Genomic DNA, 24,510 nt, shown 5'->3' with positions numbered 1-24,510 from the left:
ATTTATTCCAGAGGGGGAACTTTCCGTGACAGCCGGCGACGCACCACCAAAGAACGCCTATTTTTCTACCAATAACCTCGACGATACGGTTTGCGTTTTGGGCATGCTCCAACGCATTCAATCCTGGCAGCTATACCAATCCGTGCTTCCGCGATTAGAAAACGATGTCGAATGCACTACCACTGCTTTAGCTAAGCGGGTGGGCTTGAGCTACTGGCGCGTCTTATCCGCTCTGCGCTCTCACCTGCGCATGCGTGAGTTGCCGTTAACCACGGCGGTACAGACCGAACATTGGATTCTTGACCTCCCGCGGCTGCACGTTATTGATGCCGAGCTTGCCCCGCTTGGCGACGACGCCGAGGGCATCCAACTAGTCGATGCCGCCCTTGCAGACTTCCTCACCCCAAAGGAACCTGCCCAACATGTCCCCACGGAATCTGAAATCCGTAGATTCTTGCGCGACTACATCGACGGAATTCTCAAGCCAGATATTGAGAAGGAAATCGAGCGCTCCGTTTCCATTTCTTATTCCAAAGGCCAAGCCACCATCACCCTGAAGACGGATAAGGCTACCGCCAGTGCTATTTCACGGCACATCGATAAAGCAGCGCGAAAGAAGAACATCACTAAGTCAGAGGCTTTGGAAGCGCTGATCTTTAATCGCACCCAGACAAAAGTAGTTATCAACACCTATGCAGCAGGCGACGATACTTCTCGGGTATACATACCTTCGGCGGGATGGTGCGTTCTTACGGAGCATTTAAGCAATTACTCGATGACTCGCGAGTTGTGCCCAGAAGAAACATCCTCCTACGTCCCCACCGAGCAAATCAGGACATGGGTCCACGGTCGCGATGCCACGTGCCGTTGGCCGGGGTGTTCCATGCCGGCGCATTACTGCCAGCTTGATCATCGTGTGGAGTATGCCGACGGCGGACCGACGAGCGTCGATAATCTTGTCACTCTCTGTCAACACCACCACAACGTGAAGACCGATGGAAGGGCACGCTACATCATGGATCCCATCACTGGAGACGTTGCGTGGCTCTTTTCGGACGGCACCTTCGAAATTGACCGTGCCCAAGGGCCTTTAGCGCCGCGAACCGTGAATTGGAAGCAAACCTGGCAGCAATACCTAGACATGCGAAAGCGCCCCCGCGGCAATGCGAGGGCGCTACGAAAGGAGGCGATTAAGCCTTAAAGCGCGGGAAAGCGGAGCGGCCGGCGTAAACTGCGCCGTCGCCAAGCTCCTGCTCGATACGCAGCAGCTGGTTGTACTTAGCTACTCGCTCGGAACGAGCCGGTGCACCGGTCTTGATCTGGCCACAGTTTAGAGCAACAGCCAGGTCTGCAATGGTGGTGTCCTCGGTCTCACCGGAGCGGTGGGACATCATGGTGCGGTAGCCGTTGCGGTGAGCCAGCTCGACTGCGTCGAAGGTCTCGGTCAGGGTACCGATCTGGTTGACCTTAACCAGCAGGGCGTTGGCAGCCTTCTTTTCAATACCCTCCTGCAAACGAGCAGGGTTGGTGACGAAGAAGTCATCGCCGACGATCTGCACCTTTTCGCCAATCGCGGCGGTCAGGGCGGTGTAGCCATCCCAGTCGTCTTCCTGCAGTGGATCCTCGATGGAGACGATCGGGTACTGGTCGATGAGGTCCTCGTAGACCTTGGACATCTCTTCAGCGGTGTGCTCGCCACCCTCGAAGTGATACTTGCCGTCCTTGAAGAACTCGGAGGAAGCAACGTCGAGTGCCAGGGCTACGTCCTTGCCGGGCTCGAAGCCGGCCTTCTTGATGGCGTCCACGATGACGTCAAGAGCAGCCTTGGTGGAGTCAACGGAAGGAGCGAAGCCGCCCTCGTCGCCCAGACCGGTGGACAGGCCCTTGTCCTTTAGCACTGCCTTCAGTGCGTGGTAGACCTCGGCGCCCATACGCAGAGCCTCGGCGAAGGACTCCGCACCAATCGGAGCGATCATGAATTCCTGGACGTCCACGCCGGAGTCAGCGTGTGCGCCGCCGTTGAGGATGTTCATCATTGGCACCGGCAGTACGTGTGCATTCGGGCCGCCGATGTAGCGGTACAGAGGCAGTGCAGCGGACTCTGCAGCGGCCTTGGCTGCGGCGATGGAAACGCCCAAGATAGCGTTAGCGCCGAGCTCAGACTTGTTATCGGTACCGTCCAGCTTAATCAGTGCCTGGTCAATGAGGCGCTGGTCGTCGGCTTCGAAGCCAGCAATTTCGTCGGCAATCTTCTCGTTGATGTTCTCAACAGCCTTCAGAACACCCTTACCCTGGTAGCGCTCGCCACCGTCGCGCAGCTCGTGAGCCTCGTGCACACCGGTAGAAGCACCGGAAGGAACGCCGGCAACACCGCGGGCGCCGTCATCAAGGAAGACCTCGGCCTCGACGGTTGGGTTACCACGGGAATCAAGAATTTCGCGGGCGAAAGTGTGGATGATGTCAGCCATGCTGTTTTTCACTCCTCATAAAAAAGTTCGCTCTGGACCAGCCGGCCCAGCTACGTTGTCAATTGTTGCAGAAAACTTTACTGTGTGACACTACTTTGCACTTTGCGGAACCGAGTAGGCGTTGGCGGCGTGTGCAACTTTATGCAAATACTCGCTGGACTGATTGTAATTTAGGATTGCTTCCTCCCACTGTTCTGGGTTAGAGAGATCTCTATCACCAAAACATAAAAGTCCGGCGGCGCCAACTGCGGCGTCGTCAATTTGATTGGGATCTGCCTTGCCATCGCCGTTGGCATCAGCGCCCACCGATTCCCACGTGGTCGGGATAAACTGCATCGGGCCGACGGCGCGGTCATATTCGGAATCCCCATCGATTTCGCCATTATCGGTATCTGGGGTGTGCGCCGTATTGTTCAGGCCATCGAGGGCGATGCCGTTGATGGGTGGTTGGGGGTAGCCGGCGTCGTCAAGCTTGGAGGGCTTAAACCAATTGCCGTTGTAGGTGCCGTGGCGTGTCTCCACGTAACCCAGGCCGGCAAGGGTATTCCACCGCAGATGGCAATTCGGCCATTTTTGCTGAGCGATGAGTTCGGCGTTGCCATAAGCGCGCAGGGCTGCCGGTGGGATACCCGTCTGCTCAGCTAGGTCAGAGGCCCAGTAGGTGAGCTTATCGGCGGTGCGGCCGGGGGCATTGACGTCAATATGCGCGACCTCTTTGCCCTCAACGGGCGGAATGTTCTCCGGTACGGGCTCCTGTGAAGTGCCGTGCCCCGTCAACAGCCATGCCACCAGCGCGATTATCACGGCTACGGCCACCCCGCAGCCCCCGAATATCTGCAGCAGCCTCTTCATGAGAAGCCATCCTACATTCCCTTGCCTTCGCGCCACAGCTTCTCTTGCGTGTCAACGTCGACAATCTCCGTGGTGCCATCAAATAGGTATGGGGCGCGGGCGCGCATTTTGGTGAGGAAGCTCTGGGCGACGTCGTCAAGCGAAAAGGTGGAGATTTCCGCATGGAAAAGTACTTGGAGGAAGATATCCCCCAATTCCTTAAGCATCTCGCTTTCCGGTTCGCGGCTGCGCACGGCCGCGGCGAATTCGTCGGACTCCTCCTCGAGGTACGGCAAGAGGGAAGTATGGGTTTGCTCGCGCTCCCACTCCCCGATGCGCCGCGCCGTGGCCATGGTCTGGCGCGCTTGCATGATGGGATCTGCGAGGGATTCGGCGCGAATGACGGGCTCGCCGCTAGCGAGGCGGGCGCGAGTGTCCGGATCGTGTTCGTCGGTGCTTACCAAGGTGCCGGTGGCGTCCTCGCCTACCAGCAGATCGGAAAAATTCCACCGTACGGACACGGGTACCTCACCCGTGAAGTGGACGGGGCCACGCAGCTTCCCGTATGCCTGCATGGGGATCATGGTGGGCCAGCGTTCATCGAGCAACAGCACAGTCATGTGCACAAAGTCTAGCCCGAGTTCCCATTATGGGGCTATTCAAGGTATTTTAGGCCAATGACCTCCAGCCAGAATAGATCCCACTCCGTGACGTTGTGGACCCTCGTCGCGCTGATTATCGGTTCCACCGTGGGCGCGGGTATTTTCTCGCTGCCCCAAAACATTGCCTCCGTTGCCGGCCCAGGCGCGATGCTCATTGGCTGGCTGGTAGCGGGCATCGGCATGCTGTCTGTGGCGTTTGTTTTTCAAATTCTGGCCCGCCGCAAGCCGCACCTTGATTCTGGCGTTTATTCCTACGTGCGGGCCGGCCTCGGCGATTTTATTGGTTTTACCTCCGGCTGGGGCTACTGGCTGGGCTCCGTTATGGCGCAGGTGGGTTATGCCACCCTCTTTTTCAATACCTTGGGTCATTACCTGCCGCTTTTCGACGCCGACCATTACTGGACCTCCGCCATCGCCGTCTCCCTCCTATCCTGGGGCATTTTTGCGGTACTTGCCCGCGGCATTAAGCAGGCCGCGTTCATGAACCTCATCACCACAATTGCCAAGATTGTGCCCATCCTGGCCTTTGTGGTGCTCATTGCGTTCCTCGGGTTCAGCTGGGATAAATTCACCTTGGATTTCTGGGGACGCGCGTCTGAGGCCAGCGTTTTCGAGCAGGTCCAGGGAATCATGCTCTTTACCGTGTGGGTCTTCATCGGCGTGGAGGGAGCATCCGTTTATTCCAAGCAGGCTTCTAAGCGCACCGACGTCGGCCGCGCGACCGTCATCGGTTTCTTCTCCGTACTGGCACTGCTGGTTTCCGTGTCTACCTTGAGCTTTGGCGTGATGACCAAAGAAGAACTAGCCGCATTGCCAGATAATTCCATGGCCTCCGTGCTCACCGAGGTCATCGGACCTTGGGGCGGCGCGCTGGTGTCTATTGGGCTGTGCTTGTCAGTTTTGGGTGCCTATGTTTCCTGGCAGATGCTGTGCGCCGAGCCCATCGTGATGATGGCCATCGACGGCCTCATTCCCCGCCGCATCGGAACCATCAATGTGGCGGGTGCGCCGTGGGTAGCGCAGCTGATTTCCACGATGGCCATCCAGCTGTTCATCATCGTCTTTTACCTCAACGAGGCGTCCTATAACGCCATGGTGCAGCTGGCAACCATCATGTACTTGCTGCCCTATATCTTCTCTTCCCTGTACCTGCTGCTCTTGGCGCTGCGGGGCAAGGGGCTGTCTCACCCGCAGGCGGGTATCAAGTTCGATCTTTCCGGACCAGAAGTCAGCCGCAAGGAAAACCGCAAGCACTTGGTCATTTCTTTGCTCGCGTTTATCTATTCCCTGTGGCTGATTTATGCGGCCGACCTCGTCTACGTCCTGCTCGGCGCATTGGCCGTGGTTCCCGGCCTTATCCCGTATGTCGGCACCCGTGTGTGGAAAAAGGAACGCATCTTCAACACCTTCGAGTGGTGCGTGGTGGCCATTGTCTTTGCCGGTGCCGCCACCGCCATTTGGGGCTTGAGCACCGGCTGGCTCACCCTCTAGCTACTCCCCTACGCTGACCACGTTCGAGGTGGGCTGGGCGCCGCTGACGTTGATGGGGTCGACGTCGAAAAGCGCGCTCAAGAAGTCCGCCGCCCACTGAATGAGCTCGGTATCGCGCAGCTTCGGGGAGGTGACATTGCGCCCCGCCTTGGGGAACGGCACGTTGATAGCCTTAGCCGCCGCGCGGAAGCTGGAGCCCGGATATAGGCGCTTGAGACGCACCTGCTTGGAATCCGGCAGCTCCACCGGGTGGAACTTGACGCGGGTGCCCTGCACGGTGATATCGGAAATGCCGGCGCGGCGTGCTTGATGGCGCAGGCGGGCAACGGAAAGCAGGCGCAACACCTCTTGCGGCAGTGGGCCGAAGCGGTCTTCCATTTCCTCGATGACGGCTTTGAGATCATCGTTATCTTGCGAGGCTGCAAGTTTGCGGTAGACCTCTAGACGCAGGCGCTCGGAATCGATATAAGCCTCCGGAATATGCGCGTCCACGGGGAGATCGATGCGGATTTCCTTCGGGCCTTCATCGGTAACGGTGGGGGCCTCGCCGCGAGCGAGCGATTTGAAGGTCTCGACCGCCTCGCCAACGAGGCGCACGTAGAGATCGAAGCCCACACCGGCAATGTGACCGGACTGTTGGGCACCGAGCACGTTACCGGCACCGCGCATCTCCAAGTCCTTCATGGCTACGGCCATGCCGGCACCAAGGTCATTGTTTTGAGCGATGGTGGCCAGGCGGTCATAGGAGGTTTCCGTGAGCGTGGCCCCCTTGGGGTACAGGAAGTAGGCATAGCCGCGCTCGCGGGAGCGGCCCACGCGCCCGCGCAGCTGGTGCAGCTGGGACAGGCCCATATGGTGGGCGTTTTCCACAATGAGGGTATTCGCATTAGCGATATCCAGGCCGGTTTCCACGATGGTGGTACACACCAATACGTCGTACTCGCGATCCCAGAAACCCTGGACGGTCTGCTCGAGCACCTCCTCGTTCATCTGGCCATGCGCGACGACGACGCGGGCCTCCGGTACCAGGTCGCGCAGCTCGCGGGCCTTCTTTTCGATATCAGAGACTTTGTTGTGGATGAAGAAGGTTTGACCATCGCGCAGCAGCTCACGGCGGATGGCCGCGGCTACCTGCTTGTCCTCGTAAGCGCCGACGTAGGTCAGCACGGGGTGGCGGTCTTCCGGTGGGGTCAGGATGGTGGACATCTCGCGGATGCCAGCCATAGACATCTCCAAGGTGCGCGGGATAGGTGTCGCGGACATGGTGAGCACATCCACGCTGGCTTTAAGCGCCTTAATGTGTTCCTTGTGCTCCACGCCAAAGCGCTGCTCCTCGTCCACGACGATGAGGCCGAGGTTCTTCCAGTGCACGCCAGTCTGTAGGAGGCGGTGGGTGCCGACGACGATATCGACGCTGCCATCGGCCAGGCCCTTGAAGATGTCCTTGGCTTCCTTCTTTGAGGTAAAGCGCGAAAGCACCTCAATCTTGACCGGGAAGCCGGTCATGCGCTCGCTGAAGGTATCAAAGTGCTGCTGCGCCAGCAGCGTGGTGGGCACGAGGACGGCCACCTGCATACCGTCTTGCACGGCCTTGAAGGCGGCACGGATGGCCACCTCGGTCTTGCCGTAGCCCACATCGCCGACGACCACGCGGTCCATCGGCACCGTGGACTCCATATCGTGCTTGACGGCGTCGATAGCCAGCATCTGGTCTTCGGTTTCGACGAAGGGGAAATTATCCTCCATCTCCGCCTGCCACGGATTATCCGGGGAGAACTGGTGCCCCGGCGCGGCCTGGCGCTTGGCGTAGAGCTCGACCAGCTCGCCGGCGATTTCGCGCACGGCGGCGCGCGCCTTCTTCTTGGTGTTCTTCCAGTCGGAACCGCCCATCTTGGACAGGTGGGGCGATTCGCCACCGGTGTACTTGCTGAGCAGATCCAGCGAGTCCATGGGCACCCAGAGCTGATCGGCGGGCTGACCACGCTTGGAGGGCGCGTACTCGAGCACGATGTATTCGCGGCGGCTGGTTTCATCGCCGGACTGGATGGTGCGCTCGGCCATCTTGAGGAACTTGCCGATGCCGTGGGTCTCGTGCACCACAAAATCGCCCTGCTTGAGGGCGAGCGGGTCAACCTTATTGCGGCGTTTGGCGGGCCGGCGCTTCGCTTCGGCGATATCGCCTACGCGGTTACCGGTCAGATCCGTCTCGGTTACAACGACCAGTGGGAGGGCCTCGGCATCCTTGGGCTTTTTCACCTTGGGAAATACCAGGCCGGCGTGGCTTAGTGCTTGGTAGAGGGTGACTTCACCGGCGGTGGGCTCCCAGCCAGGGGTGGCCACCTTGGTGCGGATGCCTTTTTCTGCAAAGCGATCCACCATACGCTTGATGGCACCTTGCGCCGGCGCGATGAAGGCTGCCCGGCCGCCGGCATTGGTGTGCGCGAGGAGTTGGGCCATCATGGCATCGATTTCTTCGATATTGCCGCGCGGGGTGGGCCCTGGCTCGAATTCGAGCGGGAGGGTCTCCTCTTCCGGGGCGGCGAGCATTCCCGGTGGGGAGAAAGTCCACAAAGGCAGGCTGGACTCGCTGATGGAGACCTCGAGCGACTCATAGGAGCGATAGCTGGATGCCTCGGTATCGAGCCCTTCGGTAGCCAGCGGGCCATCGGCACCCATGGCCGCGGCCTCCCAACCGGCAGCGAGGAATTCCGCATCGGTCTTTTCTAGATCCGCCACACGGCGGCGAGTCTTTTCCGGGCCGACCATCACCACGTGGGTGGTGGGGCGCAGGAATTCGGGGAGGGTGATCATGGGGGCGTCGGAAAGCGCGGGCAGGAGCGCCTCCATGCCTTCGGCCGGGATGTGCTCGCTTACCTTGGTCAGCAGCTCCACCAAGGCGGGATTGCCGGGGTGCTTGACGGCAAGATCGGCTGCACGCTTGGCAATAGCGTCCGTAATAGGCAGCTCGCGGGCCGGGAAAATGTCTACGCGGCCCACCTCGATTTCAGGGATGGTGCGCTGGTCAGCTACGGAAAATTGGCGGATATCGGTAATCTCATCGCCCCAAAACTCCACGCGGACCGGATAGTCCAGCGTGGTGGGGAAAATATCGATGATGCCGCCGCGCGTAGCGTACTCGCCGCGCTTAGCCACCATGTCTACGTGCTTATAGGCGCGGAACTCGAGCTCGCGGACTACCTCATCGAAGTCATATTCGTGATCTTCTTCGAGGTGGACGGGAGCGCGGCCCTCCACCTCCTGCAGGATGGGCTGGGACAGGCCGCGGGCGGCGGTGACGATGACCTGCAGGCTATCGAGATTGTGCAGAACTTCAGCGCGGCGGCCGATGATGTCTACGCCGGGGCTCAGGCGCTCGTGCGGCAGGGTCTCCCAGGAGGGGAACATGGCCACCTTCTCCCCCAGCATCGCCGTAAGCTCCGCCGTAAGGTCCTCAGCCTCGCGGCTCGTAGCGGTTACCACGAGCACTGGGGCATGATGAGCCAAGGCGCCCAAGGCCCACGGCCGGGACTGATCCAAGCCTGTGATGTGGAGGTCTTCGCCCACATGAGAAATCATGCCCTTAAGCTTGGGATCTGAGGCCGCTACCTTGAGCAGGCCGGCCAGCATTGGGGTCGCCATTTATTTGCCTCCTAGCTTGGGCTTTACTTCCATACCGGACAAACCATTCCAGCATAGATTGACAATATGCGTGGCGACGACTTCCTTGTCCGGGTTGCGCTCATCCAGCCACCATTGCGCGGTGGTCGATACCATTCCCACCAGCGCTTGGCCGTAAATATCCGCCAAATCCGGGTCAATGCCGCGGTGCTCGAACGCTTCTCGCAGGATATAGGAAACCTGGCCCACCGCGGAATTCAACAGCGTGGAGAAACTGCGTTCATCGCCGGGCTTGGCATCGCGTACCAAGATGAGAAAGCCATCAGTTTCTTCCTCAACATAGGTCAAAATGGCCATGACGGCCTGCTCGATGCGCTCGCGCCAGCTTCCGGTCTCTAAGGAATCAGTAATGACCTTTTCCAAGGCCAGCATCTCGCGGTCAACAACCACCGCGTAGAGGCCTTCCTTGCCCCCGAAGTGCTCATAAACAACGGGTTTGGATACCCCGGCGCGTGCCGCGATCTCTTCGACGCTGGTTCCTTCAAAGCCTAGTTCCGCGAATGCGGCGCGTCCGATGGAAATGAGTTGTTCGCGGCGTTTCCGGCCGGTCATCCTTTGTCGAGCCATACCCTCTACCCTATCCTTTGCCCCGCAATTTGTGATTTACCCGGGGGCGTCAGGTACGCTATGCCTACAGCTTTTGCTGTGTTTCCCCATGGTGTAATCGGCAACACTACGGTTTTTGGTACCGTCATTCTAGGTTCGAGTCCTGGTGGGGAAGCTTTTTAGTTTTTCTTCCTGCCGCGGCGAAAGCCTTTGAGCTCGGCTTTCTTCGCAATAGCCGCCACTTGGGCGGCGGTGTAGTTAACGGGGGCTACACCGGCGCGGGGCAGGACCCAGCCGCGCCAATAGGACACGATGGCCATGCCACTGCCGACGATCGGCGCGACCACCATGCCGAGTGCAAACTGCCCGTAACCGGCGAAGGTAACCATAACGATGCCGGTGAGGATAGAGGGCACGGCATACAGGGGGCTGCCGCCAAAGATGGACGGGATTTCCCCGGAGGCAATATCGCGGACCATTCCCCCGCCCACCGCGGTAAGCACGCCTAGGAAGACGCAGGGAATAAGGGGCATGCCGTGGGTGAGCGCCTTAACGCAGCCGGTGGTGGACCACACGCCGAGGATGATGGCATCGCCGTGCTCGCGAAATAGCTCCCACGCCTTGCCCTTGAGATCGATAAGAAACGCTATGAGAGCACCTCCGCACGCAAGGCCGAGGTACCACGGGTCCGAGATCGCTGCCGCCGCTCCATCCCCGATGAGCATGTCACGGATCATGCCACCAGCCAGCCCAGAAAAGAGGGCGAGGAACACGAAGCCCACGATGTCGAATTCACGGCGGCGGGCAAGGGTGCCGCCAATGATGCCGTTCAAAACCACGCCAAGAAGATCGAAGGCTTGGTACAGCGAATTGATGAGGGGATCGACATCGTGCATGATTCTTAGGCCTCCTGCCGCGCGGGTAGAATTTCGGCGTGACTGCGGCCGTGTTTTACTCTCCGGCGTGTCAGCATGGCTCTTATTTAACCAACTCGTTTCTCTGAAAGATCGCATTTCTCATGTCTAAATCCAACGCCCGGTATTTCATCTGGTCCAATGGCCTGCAAAATTTGGGCGATCAGATTGTTGCTGCCAAGACGGTGCTTCCCGCGCTTTTTAGTGCGGCCGGAGTGCCTGCGTTCTTTACCGGTCTGCTCACCCCTATCCGCGAGTCCGGTTCGATGCTCCCGCAGGCGGCGCTGACCCCGTGGGTGACTACCTATAGGGCCCGCAAGCGCCTGTGGATTATCGGTTCGCTGGGACAAGCGGTATCCGCCGCGGTCATCGCGCTCGCGGCATTTTTTACCCGCGGGGCGGTATTGGGCGTGGTGGTGCTGGTGGCCTTGGCGGCGCTGTCCCTCTTCCGCGCGCTGTGCTCGATTGCGGGCAAGGACGTGCAAGCGCGCACGATTTCTAAGGGCGCACGCGGCCGAGTGACCGGCAGCGCGGCAGCCCTCGGTGGCGGCGCTACTTTGCTCACCGGCATTATCCTCTACTTTTTGGGCGAGCTCAGCATTCCCATGATGGGCACGGTCCTCGCCGTTGGTGCGGCCACGTGGGCCATTGCCGCGTGGGTCTTTTCGCACGTGGATGAGCCGGTGCCAGAGGAAGCCGAAGGGGGCATCGATAAGCGCTGGTGGCAAGATACCTGGCAGCTTTTTACCAGCGACGGCCAATTTCGCAACTTCGTCATCGTCCGCGCGCTCCTGCTCGTTTCGGCGCTATCGACCTCCTTTATTGTGCTGCTCAGCAGCAACCTTTCCGGGCTCTACGGATTCGTGCTTGCTTCCGGCCTAGCCTCCCTGGTGGGCGGGCGCATCTCCGGGGTGTATTCGGATAAGTCCTCCAAGAACACCATGGCCGTGGGCGCGGCCGTAGCTTCCGTCGTGCTGGTGCTTTTGGTCGCCAGCTCGCACTGGGCACCGGATGCGGTCAATGCCTGGGTCATGCCGATTGGCTTCTTCGCCGTCAACCTAGCTCACACGGCCATTCGCGTGGCACGAAAGACCTACGTGGTGGATATGGCCGGCGGCGATAAGCGCACCCAGTATGTGGGTGCGGCCAATACGATGATGGGCGTTATCTTGCTTATCGTCGGTGGCATTTCCTCCGTGGTGGCACTGGCCGGACCTGAGGCGGCGCTGCTCTTCCTTGCCCTCATTGGTTTCCTCGGTGTGTGGCGCGCCCGCGGCCTCAAAGAGGTTTCTCACACATAAATCGCACTCGGGCTATAGGATGTAGTCCGGATAAGAATCAGACTCGACCCCAGGAGTTCAATAACCCGTGGTAGCAACAACCTCGTGTGCTGTCGTCGTCCTTGCGGCTGGCGCCGGCACCCGCATGAAGTCCACTAAGCAGAAGACCTTGCATGAGATTGGCGGTCGCACTTTGCTCGGCCACGCTCTGCATGCTGCGGCCGGGATCAACCCGGAGCGCATCGTGACGGTGGTAGGCCACCAGCGCGATCAGGTCTCCCCCGCCGTGGATGCCATCGCCCAGGAGCTGGACTGCGAGGTACTACAGGCGGTGCAGGAAGAGCAGCTGGGCACCGGTCATGCCGTGGCCTGCGGCTTGGAGCCGATTCCGGACTTCGAGGGAACCGTCATTGTCACCAACGGCGATGTCCCGCTGCTTACCCCAGAGACCATCGAGGGCCTGCGCGCCACCCACACCGAGCAGGGCAACGCGGTCACTGTGCTCTCGATGCGCCTCGATGACCCGACCGGTTACGGCCGCATCATTCGCGCTGAGGACGGCAGCGTGTCTGCCATCGTGGAGCAAAAGGATGCCACCGAAGAGCAGCGCCAGGTCGATGAGGTCAACTCCGGCGTTTTCGCGTTTGATGGGCGCGTGCTTGCCGACGCCCTCCAGAAGCTCGACTCCAATAACGCCCAAGGCGAGCTGTATATCACCGATGTACTCGAGATTGCCCGCACCGCAGGACACGGCGTCGGCGCGCACGTAGCAGCGGATCCGGCCGAACTCGCGGGCGTCAATGACCGCGTGCAGCTCGCCGCTGCCGGCCGTGAGCTCAACCGCCGCATGGTAGAAAAGGCGATGCGCGGCGGCGCCACCATCGTGGATCCGGAGACCACCTGGATTGGCGTCAACGTCACCGTGGGCTCCGATGTCATTATTCACCCGGGCACCCAGCTGTGGGGCGCAACCAGCATTGCCGATAACGCCGAGATTGGCCCCGACACCACCTTGACCAACATGCAGGTGGGCGAGGGCGCTTCCGTCGTGCGCACCCATGGCAGCGATTCCGTCATTGGTACCAACGCCAAGGTCGGCCCGTTTACCTATATCCGCCCGAAGACCGTCGTGGGCGAGGACGGAAAGCTCGGCGGCTTCGTAGAGGCAAAGAACGCCCAGATTGGCCGCGGCTCCAAGGTTCCGCACCTGACCTATATCGGTGACGCCACCGTGGGCGAGCAGTCCAATATCGGTGCATCCTCGGTCTTCGTCAACTACGACGGCGTGAACAAGCACCACACCACCATCGGCAGCCACGTGCGCACCGGTTCTGACACAATGTTTATCGCTCCGGTCAATGTCGGTGATGGCGCATACTCCGGTGCGGGTACAGTAATTAAAGACGATGTTCCTGCGGGAGCACTCGTAGTCTCCGGTGGCAAACAGCGCAACATCGAGGGCTGGGTTCAAAAGAAGCGTCCGGGTACTCCCGCGGCTGAGGCCGCAGCCCGTGCGCAGGACAACGAAAAGTAAGGGGCATATTCTCCCATGACTGGCAAGGTAACTGGTAGCAGCAAAAACATGAAGCTCTTCTCTGGGCGTGCACACCCAGAGTTGGCAGAGGCTGTGGCTAAGGAGCTCAAGACTGATCTGGTTCCTACCACCGCCCGCGACTTCGCCAACGGCGAAATCTTCATTCGCTTTGAAGAGTCCGTGCGTGGCGCCGACTGCTTCGTAATGCAGTCTCACACCCAGCCGCTCAATAAGTGGCTGGTAGAGCAGCTCATCATGATCGATGCTTTGAAGCGCGGCTCCGCTAAGCGCATCACCGCCATCCTGCCCTTCTACCCATATGCACGCCAGGATAAGAAGCACCTGGGCCGCGAACCGATTTCCGCCCGCCTGGTAGCAGACCTTCTGCAGGCTGCCGGCGCAGACCGCATCGTGTCCGTGGACCTGCACACCGATCAGATCCAGGGCTTCTTCGATGGCCCGGTCGATCACATGCACGCTCAGCCCATCCTGACCGATTACATCAAGTCCAAGTACGCCACCGATAACATCACCGTGGTCTCCCCGGATGCTGGCCGCGTGAAGGTAGCAGAAAAGTGGGCCCACGACTTGGGCGATGCCCCGCTGGCCTTCGTGCACAAGACCCGCTCCAACACCGAGGCCAATAAGACGGTGTCCAACCGCGTGGTCGGCGATGTAGAGGGCAAGGACTGCGTGCTTCTCGACGACATGATTGACACCGGTGGCACCATCGCCGGCGCCGTGCGCGTTCTGAAGGACGCCGGTGCGAAGAAGGTCATCATCGCCTGCACCCACGGCGTCTTCTCCGATCCAGCCCGCGAGCGCCTGTCCGAGTGCGGCGCGGAGGAAGTTATCACCACCGATACCCTCCCGCAGTCCACCGAGGGCTGGTCCAACCTCACGGTGCTGTCCATTGCACCGCTTTTGGCACAGACCATCCACGAGATCTTTGAGAATGGTTCCGTGACCACCCTTTTCGACCGCGCCTAAGCGCAGGGCCGCCGAGATTTCCCTCGGCGGCTTTTGATTTGCCCCTGACGCACGTGCTAATCTAACTCAGTCTCGGCGAGGGCGACCTCAGGATGAGGAAGCCGTTATCGACGCGATTGAAGTTAGAGCATGTTGCTTTTTATATACGCCTGCGATGACTCGTCCAAGACGTCCATCGGCAGGCTTTCGTCGTTTTTATCGCGTTGGCCGCGCCGCACTACTTTAACTAAGGAGAATGAAGCATGGCACAGCGCCCAGTAATTAAGGCTGAAGCACGTACCGAATTTGGCAAGGGTGTCGCACGCCGCCTGCGCCGCGAGTGGAAGGTTCCTGGCGTCATCTACGGTTCTCATCAGGAGCCGGTCCACTTCGCAGTTCCGCTGCTGGACATCCAGTCCCTCGTCCGCAACAACGGCGTCAACGCCGTTCTGGAGCTGGAGATCGACGGCGAGCAGTACCTGACCATGGTTAAGCACGTTGACCAGAACGTCCTGACCTTCGACATCGACCACGTTGACCTGCTGGCTATTAAGCGCGGCGAGAAGGTTGAGGTTGAGGTTCCGGTTACCCTGACCGGCGAGCCGGCCCCAGGCACCATGCACATCCAGGATGCTGACGTACTGCTGGTTGAGGCAGACGTACTGAACATTCCGGAGGAGATCGAGGTTTCCATCGAGGGCCTCGAGGACGGCGCAGTTATCACCGCGGGCGACGTCACCATGCCGGAAGACACCACCCTGGTGGCAGAGGAAGACACCGTTATCGTCTCCATCTCCCTGCCTGAGGTTGATGAAGAGCTCGAGGAAGCAGCCGAGGCTGCTGAGGAAGGCGGCGCTGACGCTGGCGCCGAGTCCGCAGAGGATTCCGAGGAGTCCGCTGACTCTGACGAGGAGTAATCCCCTCCCCTTCACACGCATAGGCCGCCGTGAGATTCGCTTCTCGCGGCGGCCTTGCCGTTTTTCTCTCTGCCTATGAGACAATTGAGCGCGTGACTCCACTTCTCGTAGTAGGCCTTGGCAACCCCGGCCCCAAGTACGCAGGCACTCGACACAATATCGGCTTCGATGTGGCAGATGAACTCGCAGGAGAGCTCATGAGCGGTTTTTCTGTACACAAAAAGACCAACACCGAAGTCGCCGAGGGCATAGCTGGCGGCCGCAAGATTATCTGCGCAAAGCCACGGTCCTTTATGAACCTTTCCGGCGGGCCGATCAAAGCTTTGGCCCAATACTTTCATCTCTCCGCCGCCGACATCATCGTTGTTCACGATGAGCTAGAGCTCGATTTCGGCACCATTAAGCTCCGCCAAGGCGGCGGCGACCATGGCCACAATGGGTTGCGTTCAACCACAAAGTCCCTGGGCACCAAAGACTATCAGCGCCTTTCGGTAGGAATCGGGCGCCCGCCGGGGCGCATGGACCCGGCGTCGTTTGTGCTCAAGCCTTGGACAAAGCAAGAAAAGGCAGAAATCCCCATCCTTTGCGCCGACGCGGTCGAGGAAATCTTGCGCGTAGGATAGTCGCCATGAAATTGGCTACCTTACGCACCGCATTTGGCACTTCCGCTATCCGCATCGACGGCGATAACGTGGGCGTTGAGTTGGATTATGAGGACGTGGGCCAGCTGCTGCGCAGCGAAGATTGGCGCAAGGCCGCCCAGCTTTCCGGCGAGCCCGTGGTCTTTGACCACGCTGATTTGGAAGCCGTCGTACCAACTCCCGGCAAGGTCATCTGCGTGGGGCTCAATTACGCCAAGCACATTCGCGAGATGGGACGCGAATTCCCCGAACATCCCACCTTGTTCATCAAGTTCGCCGATGCCCTCACCGGCCCCTATGATGATGTCTTCCTTCCCGAATATGGCACACAGAAGCTGGATTATGAAGGTGAGTTGGCGGTCATCATCGGCGAGCGCGCCCACCGTGTCAGCCGCGACGAGGCACTAGATTATGTGGCGGGCTACGCCATCATGAATGACTACACGCTGCGTGACTTCCAGCGCCAGACTAGCCAGTTCCATGCCGGTAAATCCTTTTATCGCACAGCCGGCTTCGGCCCTTGGCTTACCACCGCGGATGAGTGGTCGCCGGGATCCGGAGCTGTCCTCACTACTACCGTAGGCGGTGAGGAAAGGCAGCGCGATAATACCGATGACCTCATCTTTTCCGTAGCTGAGCTCATTGAGTTCTGCTCGCAGCTCTATCCACTCAATCCGGGCGACGTCATCGTTACCGGCACGCCGGAGGGCGTGGGTTTTGCCCGCACCCCGCAGCAATTTATCGAGGACGGCCAAAACGTCACCATCGCCATCGAAGGCTTGGGGCATATTTCCAATACCACCCGCTATGGCGAGCCCGGCTGCGGCCCCGGCTGTACCTGCTCCTAGGCTGTGCCCAGGTTCTCACTCCAAAGTGGGCGGTAGCGTTTTCATCCCAGCCGCGTGCGCCGGTTAAGCTGAATTAATGAGCACAAAAAGCAGTAAAGCCCCTAAGAAACTCAACAAGAAGGCCTACGAAAAGGAGCTCGAACGCCTCCAAGCGGAGCTCGTGGACATGCAGCAGTGGGTCGTTGAAACCGGCGCCCGCGTAGTCATCATCATGGAGGGCCGCGACGCCGCCGGCAAAGGCTCCGCGATTAAGCGCATCACCCAGTACCTCAACCCGCGCACCTGCCGCATCGAGGCACTGCCTGCACCGAACTCGCGCGAACAGGGCCAGTGGTACTTCCAGCGCTACGTGGAAAAGCTGCCTACCAAGGGCGAAATCGTCATCTTTGACCGCTCCTGGTACAACCGCGCCGGTGTCGAGCGCGTCATGGGCTTTTGCACCGATCAGGAATACGTCCGCTTCCTGCACCAAGCACCCACCTTTGAACAGATGTTGGTAGAAGACGGCATCATGCTGCGCAAGTACTGGTTCTCTGTATCTGATGAGGAGCAGATTAAGCGCTTTGAATCCCGCCGCAACGATCCGCTGCGCCGTTGGAAGCTCTCCCCTATGGATCTGCAGTCCATTACCCGCTGGGAGGACTACTCCCGTGCCAAGGATGCGATGTTCATCCACACCGATACCCCAACCGCACCGTGGTACACCGTGGAATCTGAAGACAAGAAGCGCTCGCGTATCAACGTCATCTCGCACCTGCTGAGCACCATTCCATACGAGAAGATCGAGCGCGAGATGCCGGAGATCCCGCAGCGCCCAGATTCCGATGGCGAAACCTATGAGCGCCCCGCCCGCGAAGAGTTCCGCTACGTGCCGGACGTCGCCGCCAAGCTAGAGCGTAAGTCCGAGCAGAAGACGGCAAAGAAGACGTCCAAGAAGGGCAAGAAGAAGGATAAGAAGAAGTAGCAGCAAGGGCTGTATTACTATCTTCCTTTATGAGCACTGACACCGTCGCGCAAGCGCGCTTAGGGGATAAAATCCTCACTGCGGTCGCGGTGCTCATTGCGCTGTTTTATGTCATTTCTGCCGCGAAGAACCCCAGCATAATTGAGATTATTCAGGCAGGTCTATCGTTGCTATTCCTGCCATTTATGTGGATCTGGCGGAGCCGCCCCGTGCTCAGCGCCACGGGCTTTATTGTGTTGCTCGCGGCATGGGCTATGGCTTGGATGAGCCAGCTGCCCACCAATCTAGGGCTTACCCCTTGGGCTCTGACTGCACCCATGGCGGTGTATGCCACCTCCCGCTATGTCACACGCCGCGCCATTCCCCGCACGGTACTGGCTCTAACGATTCTTGGCTCCTTCATTTCGCCATTCATGTGGCGCATAGATCCGGAGTCTTTCTTTTTGCATTACCAACTGGACCGCCGCTACTTGGCCATGTTGGTCGTGCACTGGGCGGTTCTAGGCAGCACATATTTTATAGCTGCGCGCTACTTCGACTTGGCACGCCAGCACGAGCGGCTAGCGCAAGAACGATTTCGCCAAGCCCAAGAAGAAGAACGCCTGCTCATCGCACGGGAGCTGCATGATGTACTCGCTCATTCCCTCACTTTGATCAAGGTTCAGGCAAACGCCGGGATCATTTCCGCTCGTGCAAACACAGAGGCTGCCCATGATGCGCTAGCCAATATTCGTGATGGCGCGGATTCTGCTTTGGAAGAGGTCCGCGGCATCGTCACTGCACTGCGCAGCACCGGACCCACCTCACTGGAGCCCACCACGCAACTAGAGCACATCGAGGGCATTATCGATGGCTTCCGAGCGGCGGGCTTGGACATTAACGCGCATATACCTGAGGCCTACGAGGCTCCAGCACTTACGCAATTGGCGTTGGTGCGCATCATTTCTGAGGGTTTGACCAACGCGTTGCGCCACCAGGGACCAGGAACCCAGGTGGATGTGGAGCTTGCGCTTGCCGACGTCGCCCGACTCACCCTAATTTCTTCCACTCCCTCCCCGACTCCCAGCGAAGTCCCAGGTAGCGGCGTGGGCCTAATCGGTGTGGAAGAACGTGCCCTCGCATTGGGTGGAAAGCTGGAGAGCTGGGGCGATGCCACAAAATTCACCCTGCTCGCCGAACTTCCGTTGCACAAGGAAAACCGTGTCTAAGATTCGTGTACTGCTTGCCGATGACCAAGCGCTGCTCGTCACCGCTTTATCCACTATCCTCAATGCTCAGGATGATATTGAGGTCGTTACCACCGCACACACCGGCAACGAAGCCGTTACCGCCGCGATAAGCCACCGCATTGACGTCGCCATCCTAGATATCCGAATGCCTGGAATGGACGGTATTGCCGCGGCTCAAGCCATACTTTCTCGGGTGCCTGACTGCCGAATCATCATGCTCACTACATTTAATGAAGATGATTTGGTGGCTCAATCTATCGCCGCTGGCGCGCATGGGTTTCTCCTCAAAGACGCCGACCCGGATGTACTGGTGGGAGCGGTGCGGGACGTCGCCAAGGGCGAATCGGTCCTAGCCGCTAAGGTAACCGGCCCAGTCTTGCAGACCTACCGAGCCGCAATTGCGCGCGGGCAGCTGAGCGCGCAAGAGCGCCAGGGCTTAAGCCTTGTCACCCGTCGCGAACGAGAAGTCTTGGCCCTCATCGCCCGCGGTGCCACCAACGCGGAAATTGCCCGTGAAATGGTCATCGCGGATACGACTGTCAAGACACATGTTTCCTCTCTGCTTTCCAAACTGGCTGCACGCGACCGCGTAGCTCTAGTACTCTTGGCGCAAAAGGCTGGCATCGCCTAAGCCTCCTACCGTGGTAGGAGAACCTCGCTCGAAGGTCCATAGCCTAGGCGGAGGTTATTGCGGCGCTCTGCCGCGAGACTAGGCGGTATGAGTTTTGAGATCTCCTTTGAACGCGTCAGCAAATCCTTTGGCTCCCACGCGGTACTGCGAGATGTGGATTTTCGTATTGCCCCTGGCCGAGTCCACGCCTTGCTTGGACGCAACGGGGCCGGAAAATCAACTCTCTTTTCCATCTTCCTTGGCCTGCTGCCGGCAGATTCCGGAATAGTACGCGTGGCTGGTGCTCCTTGGTCACGTGAAGTACTCGACCACGTGGGGGCATCCGTGAACGGGCCCGCCTTCTACGGGCATCTTTCCGCCGCTGCCAACCTGCGCGTACATACCCGCTTGCTAGGTCTGCCGGAGTCTGAGGTAGAGCGTGTTTTAGCCATTGCGGGGCTCGCCGAGGTCGGTTCTAAGAAAGCCAAATCCTTTTCCACCGGTATGAAGGCCCGCTTGGCATTGGCGCAGGCTTTATTAGGGGATCCGGAAATTTTGCTGCTGGATGAACCTCAAAATGGTCTTGATCCACAGGGCATAGTGGAGCTGCGTACTTTGCTGCGAGACTTGGCAGCAGCCGGCCACACTGTTGTGGTCAGCTCTCATCAGCTTGGCGAGGTCCTTCATTTGGCCGACGACATCACCATTTTGTCTCAGGGCACCATTCGCTATTCCGGGTCCTTGCAGGAGCTTGCCCCCAGCGGCCAATTGGAGTCCGAGTTCTTCCGCCTCACCTCCCTGGGTGGTGAGGCCGATGTTTAAGCGCTACCTTTCGGCAGAGTTGCTGCGCAGCCGTGGCAGCGCTGTGCAGTGGCTACCTCTTCTCGCCTTACCGCTTGCGCTAATGACCATAGTCTTTTCTGCTATCGCTTCCCCGGCTAAGGATGCTACCGGTGTTCTCGGCTGGCAATCTATGTTTGTCACCGGCATGTACGCGCCGCTCGTTGCGGTATTTGCCGCGGTTAAAGAGCGCCGTGAGGTTCTTGCCCGTGGCGGCGGCACCTTGTGGCGCCGCCTCACTACTCGTTACGAACACATTGCCCGCTTAGTTGTAGTGCTCGCCAGCCTGGGCGCGTTCCATCTCCTCAACTTTGGGGTGTCCTGGGCAGTAGTGTTCGCACAAGGCCGCGAACAGCACCACCTTGTGGCACTCGCCGGGCTGTATTCCGTCCTCGGTGCTATTGGCATTGCTGGTCTTGCTTCTGCCTGCTCGCGGCGCTATGGCCTTGGCGCGACACTAATACTCAGCGTTATCTGGCAGGTTTCAAGCGTGACCTCCAAGGTCGTCGAAGGCCCTACGTGGTGGGCTTTTCCACCAGCTTGGCCCATGCGGCTAATGCTTCATTCACTGCACATTCATCAAAATTCCGTGCCCTTGGATCCAGGCGATCCACTCCTGCAAGAAAGTCCGCTGCCGGCCCTCGCTCTGACGCTACTTCTCGCAGCAGTGGGCGTCTACGCGGCCATCGTCACTCCGCGCCGCCTGCGCCGTCTCGCTTTACCTCGCCGCGGCCAGACGACCGCTGCCTCCAGCGGCACCACTGCCACATGGCGCCCAGCCACAGCACCGCGTGCCACCGCCTGCCCCCGCTTGGTAGGCGCGCTGGTTGGTCTCCACCGAGCGGCGTGCAGCCCAGCGGTTATCGCCTGCTTGGCGTTAAGTGCCTTGGCACTGCTGTTTCTTGTCCTTTTCTACCCTCCGACTTATGTCCAGGGCTTCTTTATTTTTCTGCTTCTCCCTGTAGGAGCGGGTGTGTTACCGGTTGTGGTGTGGCCATTACTCGCGCCGGTATGGCCACTCAGCCACATTGAATCCCGCCATTGTTCCAGCGCACTCCTCTGGTGGCTTTTCGGGATAGTATCCACAGTATGCGTGGGCGCTTCGCTCGCACTTAGTGCTTCTGGCAGCTCAGCTTCGGCGACGGCCGTCCACCTGCCCCTAGCCATTGGGGTGGGATATGTGATTTCGGTATTCTCTCTTCTCATCGTGATTCGTCTGGGCATCATGAGTGGCCTGGCACTGTGCATCGTCTGCACTATCGTCTCCGTGACCTTGGGCGGAGACGTCCTCGCTAGAACCCCGCTGTGGTTGATCGCCTTCCCCGCATGGCCCATGAACGCGGATTCCCCTGCCCGCTATATTCTTGCGACGGTGCTGATAGGAATCTTCGCCACGGCTGGTACGTGGATGGTGATCCGGCTGCTTAAAACTAAAGCGCTGCGGCCGGCAAACTAAGCCTCGCAAGAGTATCGCTCTGCTAACGGGTTGACCTGGCACCACCATCAGGAGACTGGAAGAATGCAGCTAGTTGAAAAAGGCGCACACAGAACACCTCACAAAGGTGGATTTAGCCTTTGGGGCAAGAAAGGATAAATAAATGAATGAAGTGCCCCGAGTTTTGTTCCTAGGCATTTGCCTTGATTTCTATTATTGCTTGTGGCGGGTTCTGCTTCCAAAATTCGGTTTCCACCTCGACCGGGGTTCGGTATCCCAAGCTTTGGTGGAGCCTAGTCTCGTTCCACCATGACACCCACTTGAGCGTCGCGATTTCGACCTCGACAACATCATCCCACCTGCGGGTATGGATCAGCTCGTTCTTGTAGGAGCCGTTAACGTTTTCAGCAAGAGCATTGTCATAGGAGTCACCAACAGTTCCGGTGGAAGCTGCAATGCCATGCTGGGTAAGTCGCTCGTTGTAGACCACGCTGACATACTGCGACCCGTGATCCGAATGGTGAATGAGACCTGTTGTTTCCTCAGCACACACGATTGCCTGGTTGAGAGCTTGCAGCGGCAGTGCTTGAAGTGCGCATCGAGTCTGATAACGCCCACCCAACGATCCGTCGAGAATAAACGTCGGTGACAAACGCGGCATACACAAAGCCTTTCTTCGTGCGCACATACGCAAATGTCAGCCACCCACAGTTTGTTCGGCCCCTGGGCTTTGAATTCACGCTCGACCAAGTCTGGGCGCAGATCAGGCATGTTAACTTTACGGGTTGTGATTGGTGATCCGCCTTTGCCTTTGCCAGAAACACCGGCCAGGCGCATCAACCGAGCGGTTTGTTCACGACCGATATCTATTCCTTCACGGCGGAGAGCCTGCCACATTTTCCGCACGCCGTAGACGCCGTAATTGTCTCGATGAACAGCACTGATGCGTTCAACCAGCGCAGCATCGCGAAGGCGACGAGCGCTTAATCCACGGGCCTTGGATTGGCGATATCCACGCGAGGTGATAAACCCACCGGCCCGGTTATTTTTCAACGTCTTACAGATGAACTCGACGGAGAAAATACTCCGGTATTCATCGATAAACCGGATCATTTCCGACGTTTTGGGTCGAGTTCTGACGCGAAAAAAGCCGAGGCAGCCTTTAAAAGTTCATTGGTGTCGCGTAGCTGGTGATTTTCACGGCGTAGCCTCGCGTTTTCGGCGACCAAATCTTCAGGCACAGACTCTGGGACGTTTCCCGAACGGCGGGCAGGCTTAAGTCCATTGACGAGCTGTGTGCCACGAAACCCCCAGCTTTGGAGCTACTGCCTGGCACGCGGCTTGCATCGACATATTTTCCGCCAAGATGCGGTCTTCCATGAGACGGACCACACGGTTCTTTGCATCCTAGTCAAATTTCCTTGGCATGTTCCAGATTTTCCCATCTACTCAAACGGAACAAAACCTGGGACACTTCACATATGTCCTGCCATACGGCATGTACTGTGGGGCGTATATTCACCCGCCCCATCGCGGTAGCTATGCGTTTTTCAACGCCCGATACACCGTAGGGCTTGAACGGAATTCGCGTAGGCGCAATCAGGGGCTATAAAGTATCGCATTACTTGCATCCCAACCTGTACATTCAGAGAATTGCCTTGGACTGGCGGTAACAGGTACCAGATATGCGTTCGTAAAATTCGCGCGCGTTAATGTCGCTCCACGAAGGTCTGACTCGCTAAGAATTGCGTTCGTAAAATCTGCGTCGGTGAAATCCGCCGATTTCAAGTTAGCCCATGCCACCATGGAGCCGCGAAACGAGCATCCTTTGCATATGCTTCCTTCGAGATTGATATCCGTCAGGTCATAGTTGGACATATCTTTCCCGGAAATGTCTTTCCCAGCGAGCTCCGTGGCCCACGATTGAGGCATCGTTTTGTACATTTGCTATCTAATCTGCGGTGAATTGATAATCCATTGCGGGCAACGGCCTTGGTAGCCAAGGCAGTGGGTGGTTACAACTCCGTAAGGTTTGCCGTCCCTTATCTTGTTGAAACCAACCACTGTTAATATATCTGTGGTTTCAACTTTCCGGCACTTCTTAAAAGGTCCCCAACCTGAGCAGGAAATATGATCCATGGGCAGGCGATATTCATAGCGGTCGCCGGAGCGCTTAATTTTTGGCGCATATTTTGTTGAAGCTTGTGAAGCACGAATGGATAGACCGTGTTTGTTCTGGTTTTTCGCCCGAGCCTTTTCCCGAAGGTAAACCAGCTTTCCATTCTTATCCGTCCACTGCGACACGATAGTGTAAGGGCCTTTATTTCCAAAGAAAGATAATTCCGAGTCGACAGAAGTGTCGAAGTTCTTCGAAGCGGCAGCTTCTGACAAGATTTCCTCCGCTGTAGAGTCATAGCTTTCCACTGTTCCTGGGATTACCCCGAAATCTTCTGTAGGGGCAGAGGTAGATGCATTGGCAGCTGGTTAAGACAAATTAGCCATTAGAAGTAGAGCAGCCATTGTCTTGCCTAGTGCGTTTTTGGTCCAGTATTTCCGCATGATAGAGTCTCCCACTCGTAGAAAATTACTTATCCTAAAAGTACCTTCTCTAATTAACGAAGGGAATGCTCATATGCGTGATATGAAATACAAA

At 58.5% G+C, this 24,510-nt stretch carries 22 protein-coding genes and 3 pseudogenes; 14 read left to right on the top strand and 11 right to left on the bottom strand.

Translation table 11 applies throughout. The features are described from left to right. Positions 1-25 precede the first annotated feature (25 nt). Positions 26-1,201, top strand: a complete 1,176-nt coding sequence (locus tag BJ985_RS00785; protein WP_179386280.1) for an HNH endonuclease signature motif containing protein — start codon at positions 26-28, stop codon at positions 1,199-1,201. Here BJ985_RS00785 and eno read toward each other — a convergent pair. The 3 genes from eno to BJ985_RS00770 all read right to left on the bottom strand — a co-directional run bounded on the left by eno (position 1,191) and on the right by BJ985_RS00770 (position 3,919). Then, positions 1,191-2,468, bottom strand: coding sequence for a phosphopyruvate hydratase (gene eno, locus BJ985_RS00780; RefSeq protein ID WP_179386279.1), 1,278 nt, complete (start codon positions 2,466-2,468; stop codon positions 1,191-1,193). The two genes, BJ985_RS00785 and eno, sit on opposite strands and share 11 nt — an antisense overlap. A 90-nt stretch (positions 2,469-2,558) precedes the next feature. After that, the gene (locus BJ985_RS00775) at positions 2,559-3,320 is read right to left on the bottom strand and encodes a lytic transglycosylase domain-containing protein (protein WP_150850944.1); all 762 of its coding nucleotides are present in this window, start codon (positions 3,318-3,320) and stop codon (positions 2,559-2,561) included. 11 nt (positions 3,321-3,331) lie between these two features. Next, complete coding sequence (locus tag BJ985_RS00770; protein WP_179386278.1) at positions 3,332-3,919, bottom strand: MazG nucleotide pyrophosphohydrolase domain-containing protein; 588 nt, start codon at positions 3,917-3,919, stop codon at positions 3,332-3,334. 57 nt (positions 3,920-3,976) lie between these two features. Between BJ985_RS00770 and BJ985_RS00765 the strand changes: the two genes are divergently transcribed. Then, on the top strand, positions 3,977-5,452 hold the full coding sequence (locus BJ985_RS00765) for an amino acid permease (RefSeq protein ID WP_179386277.1): 1,476 nt from the start codon (positions 3,977-3,979) through the stop codon (positions 5,450-5,452). On the opposite strand, the gene mfd is transcribed toward BJ985_RS00765, so the two are convergent. The 3 genes from mfd to BJ985_RS00750 form a co-directional block, all read right to left on the bottom strand. Beyond that, positions 5,453-9,091, bottom strand: a complete 3,639-nt coding sequence (gene mfd, locus BJ985_RS00760) for a transcription-repair coupling factor (protein ID WP_179386276.1) — start codon at positions 9,089-9,091, stop codon at positions 5,453-5,455. After that, positions 9,092-9,697 carry a TetR/AcrR family transcriptional regulator gene (locus BJ985_RS00755; protein WP_179386275.1) on the bottom strand — a complete coding sequence of 202 codons (606 nt, stop codon included), beginning with the start codon at positions 9,695-9,697 and terminating at the stop codon, positions 9,092-9,094. Between the two features lie 158 nt (positions 9,698-9,855). Continuing rightward, positions 9,856-10,572, bottom strand: a complete 717-nt coding sequence (locus BJ985_RS00750; RefSeq protein ID WP_179386274.1) for a trimeric intracellular cation channel family protein — start codon at positions 10,570-10,572, stop codon at positions 9,856-9,858. Between the two features lie 122 nt (positions 10,573-10,694). Here BJ985_RS00750 and BJ985_RS00745 point away from each other — a divergent pair, with 122 nt between their 5' ends. From BJ985_RS00745 to BJ985_RS11860, 12 genes and pseudogenes are all read left to right on the top strand, one after another. Next, a complete protein-coding gene (locus BJ985_RS00745; RefSeq protein WP_005323653.1) occupies positions 10,695-11,891 on the top strand; it encodes an MFS transporter in 1,197 nt (398 codons plus the stop codon). A gap of 67 nt (positions 11,892-11,958) precedes the next feature. Continuing rightward, positions 11,959-13,404: a bifunctional UDP-N-acetylglucosamine diphosphorylase/glucosamine-1-phosphate N-acetyltransferase GlmU gene (gene glmU / locus BJ985_RS00740; RefSeq protein WP_179386273.1), complete on the top strand. Its 1,446-nt coding sequence runs from the start codon at positions 11,959-11,961 to the stop codon at positions 13,402-13,404. Between the two features lie 15 nt (positions 13,405-13,419). Continuing rightward, a complete protein-coding gene (locus BJ985_RS00735) occupies positions 13,420-14,394 on the top strand; it encodes a ribose-phosphate diphosphokinase (protein ID WP_005323655.1) in 975 nt (324 codons plus the stop codon). Positions 14,395-14,636: 242 nt separating this feature from the next. After that, positions 14,637-15,290, top strand: a complete 654-nt coding sequence (locus tag BJ985_RS00730; protein ID WP_179386272.1) for a 50S ribosomal protein L25/general stress protein Ctc — start codon at positions 14,637-14,639, stop codon at positions 15,288-15,290. Between the two features lie 92 nt (positions 15,291-15,382). Further along, complete coding sequence (gene pth / locus BJ985_RS00725) at positions 15,383-15,913, top strand: aminoacyl-tRNA hydrolase (RefSeq protein WP_179386271.1); 531 nt, start codon at positions 15,383-15,385, stop codon at positions 15,911-15,913. Positions 15,914-15,918: 5 nt separating this feature from the next. After that, positions 15,919-16,779, top strand: a complete 861-nt coding sequence (locus BJ985_RS00720) for a fumarylacetoacetate hydrolase family protein (RefSeq protein ID WP_179386270.1) — start codon at positions 15,919-15,921, stop codon at positions 16,777-16,779. 76 nt (positions 16,780-16,855) lie between these two features. Continuing rightward, positions 16,856-17,743, top strand: a complete 888-nt coding sequence (ppk2, locus tag BJ985_RS00715; protein ID WP_150851573.1) for a polyphosphate kinase 2 — start codon at positions 16,856-16,858, stop codon at positions 17,741-17,743. Positions 17,744-17,772: 29 nt separating this feature from the next. Further along, positions 17,773-18,951 carry a sensor histidine kinase gene (locus BJ985_RS00710; RefSeq protein WP_179386269.1) on the top strand — a complete coding sequence of 393 codons (1,179 nt, stop codon included), beginning with the start codon at positions 17,773-17,775 and terminating at the stop codon, positions 18,949-18,951. Then, positions 18,944-19,603, top strand: a complete 660-nt coding sequence (locus BJ985_RS00705) for a response regulator (protein WP_179386268.1) — start codon at positions 18,944-18,946, stop codon at positions 19,601-19,603. The genes BJ985_RS00710 and BJ985_RS00705 overlap by 8 nt, the downstream gene beginning before the upstream one ends. Before the next feature lie 87 nt (positions 19,604-19,690). Continuing rightward, positions 19,691-20,404, top strand: a complete 714-nt coding sequence (locus BJ985_RS00700) for an ATP-binding cassette domain-containing protein (protein ID WP_049361522.1) — start codon at positions 19,691-19,693, stop codon at positions 20,402-20,404. 82 nt (positions 20,405-20,486) lie between these two features. Continuing rightward, entirely contained in the window at positions 20,487-21,878 is a 1,392-nt protein-coding gene (locus tag BJ985_RS00695; protein WP_236587070.1) for an ABC-2 family transporter permease, read from the top strand. Between the two features lie 18 nt (positions 21,879-21,896). After that, positions 21,897-22,016: pseudogene (locus tag BJ985_RS11860) on the top strand (HNH endonuclease); the annotation flags it as partial. Positions 22,017-22,047: 31 nt separating this feature from the next. Here BJ985_RS11860 and BJ985_RS11665 read toward each other — a convergent pair. The 5 genes and pseudogenes from BJ985_RS11665 to BJ985_RS00670 form a co-directional block, all read right to left on the bottom strand. Further along, positions 22,048-22,518: an integrase core domain-containing protein gene (locus tag BJ985_RS11665; protein ID WP_236587069.1), complete on the bottom strand. Its 471-nt coding sequence runs from the start codon at positions 22,516-22,518 to the stop codon at positions 22,048-22,050. A 209-nt stretch (positions 22,519-22,727) separates the two neighbouring features. After that, positions 22,728-22,970 (bottom strand): annotated as a pseudogene (locus BJ985_RS11855) (IS3 family transposase); the annotation flags it as partial. A gap of 162 nt (positions 22,971-23,132) precedes the next feature. Next, positions 23,133-23,331: pseudogene (locus tag BJ985_RS11825) on the bottom strand (hypothetical protein). A gap of 125 nt (positions 23,332-23,456) precedes the next feature. Then, positions 23,457-23,735, bottom strand: a complete 279-nt coding sequence (locus tag BJ985_RS11850; RefSeq protein ID WP_179386264.1) for a pentapeptide repeat-containing protein — start codon at positions 23,733-23,735, stop codon at positions 23,457-23,459. 69 nt (positions 23,736-23,804) lie between these two features. Then, the gene (locus BJ985_RS00670; protein ID WP_179386263.1) at positions 23,805-24,281 is read right to left on the bottom strand and encodes a hypothetical protein; all 477 of its coding nucleotides are present in this window, start codon (positions 24,279-24,281) and stop codon (positions 23,805-23,807) included. Positions 24,282-24,510: the final 229 nt, after the last annotated feature.

The organism is Corynebacterium tuberculostearicum, assembly GCF_013408445.1.
Taxonomy (GTDB): domain Bacteria; phylum Actinomycetota; class Actinomycetes; order Mycobacteriales; family Mycobacteriaceae; genus Corynebacterium; species Corynebacterium tuberculostearicum.
Note: the sequence above shows the minus strand (reverse complement) of the source record. Positions and strands in the feature narration are given on the sequence as shown.

Coding starts and splice junctions, on each gene's coding strand:
- eno (WP_179386279.1), bottom strand. CDS start 2,468: ATGGCTGACATCATCCACACTTTCGCCCGCGAAATTCTTGATTCCCGT.
- BJ985_RS00775 (WP_150850944.1), bottom strand. CDS start 3,320: ATGAAGAGGCTGCTGCAGATATTCGGGGGCTGCGGGGTGGCCGTAGCC.
- BJ985_RS00770 (WP_179386278.1), bottom strand. CDS start 3,919: ATGACTGTGCTGTTGCTCGATGAACGCTGGCCCACCATGATCCCCATG.
- BJ985_RS00765 (WP_179386277.1), top strand. CDS start 3,977: ATGACCTCCAGCCAGAATAGATCCCACTCCGTGACGTTGTGGACCCTC.
- mfd (WP_179386276.1), bottom strand. CDS start 9,091: ATGGCGACCCCAATGCTGGCCGGCCTGCTCAAGGTAGCGGCCTCAGAT.
- BJ985_RS00755 (WP_179386275.1), bottom strand. CDS start 9,697: ATGGCTCGACAAAGGATGACCGGCCGGAAACGCCGCGAACAACTCATT.
- BJ985_RS00750 (WP_179386274.1), bottom strand. CDS start 10,572: ATGCACGATGTCGATCCCCTCATCAATTCGCTGTACCAAGCCTTCGAT.
- BJ985_RS00745 (WP_005323653.1), top strand. CDS start 10,695: ATGTCTAAATCCAACGCCCGGTATTTCATCTGGTCCAATGGCCTGCAA.
- BJ985_RS00735 (WP_005323655.1), top strand. CDS start 13,420: ATGACTGGCAAGGTAACTGGTAGCAGCAAAAACATGAAGCTCTTCTCT.
- BJ985_RS00730 (WP_179386272.1), top strand. CDS start 14,637: ATGGCACAGCGCCCAGTAATTAAGGCTGAAGCACGTACCGAATTTGGC.
- BJ985_RS00720 (WP_179386270.1), top strand. CDS start 15,919: ATGAAATTGGCTACCTTACGCACCGCATTTGGCACTTCCGCTATCCGC.
- ppk2 (WP_150851573.1), top strand. CDS start 16,856: ATGAGCACAAAAAGCAGTAAAGCCCCTAAGAAACTCAACAAGAAGGCC.
- BJ985_RS00710 (WP_179386269.1), top strand. CDS start 17,773: ATGAGCACTGACACCGTCGCGCAAGCGCGCTTAGGGGATAAAATCCTC.
- BJ985_RS00700 (WP_049361522.1), top strand. CDS start 19,691: ATGAGTTTTGAGATCTCCTTTGAACGCGTCAGCAAATCCTTTGGCTCC.
- BJ985_RS00695 (WP_236587070.1), top strand. CDS start 20,487: ATGACCATAGTCTTTTCTGCTATCGCTTCCCCGGCTAAGGATGCTACC.
- BJ985_RS11665 (WP_236587069.1), bottom strand. CDS start 22,518: ATGCCGCGTTTGTCACCGACGTTTATTCTCGACGGATCGTTGGGTGGG.
- BJ985_RS11850 (WP_179386264.1), bottom strand. CDS start 23,735: ATGTCCAACTATGACCTGACGGATATCAATCTCGAAGGAAGCATATGC.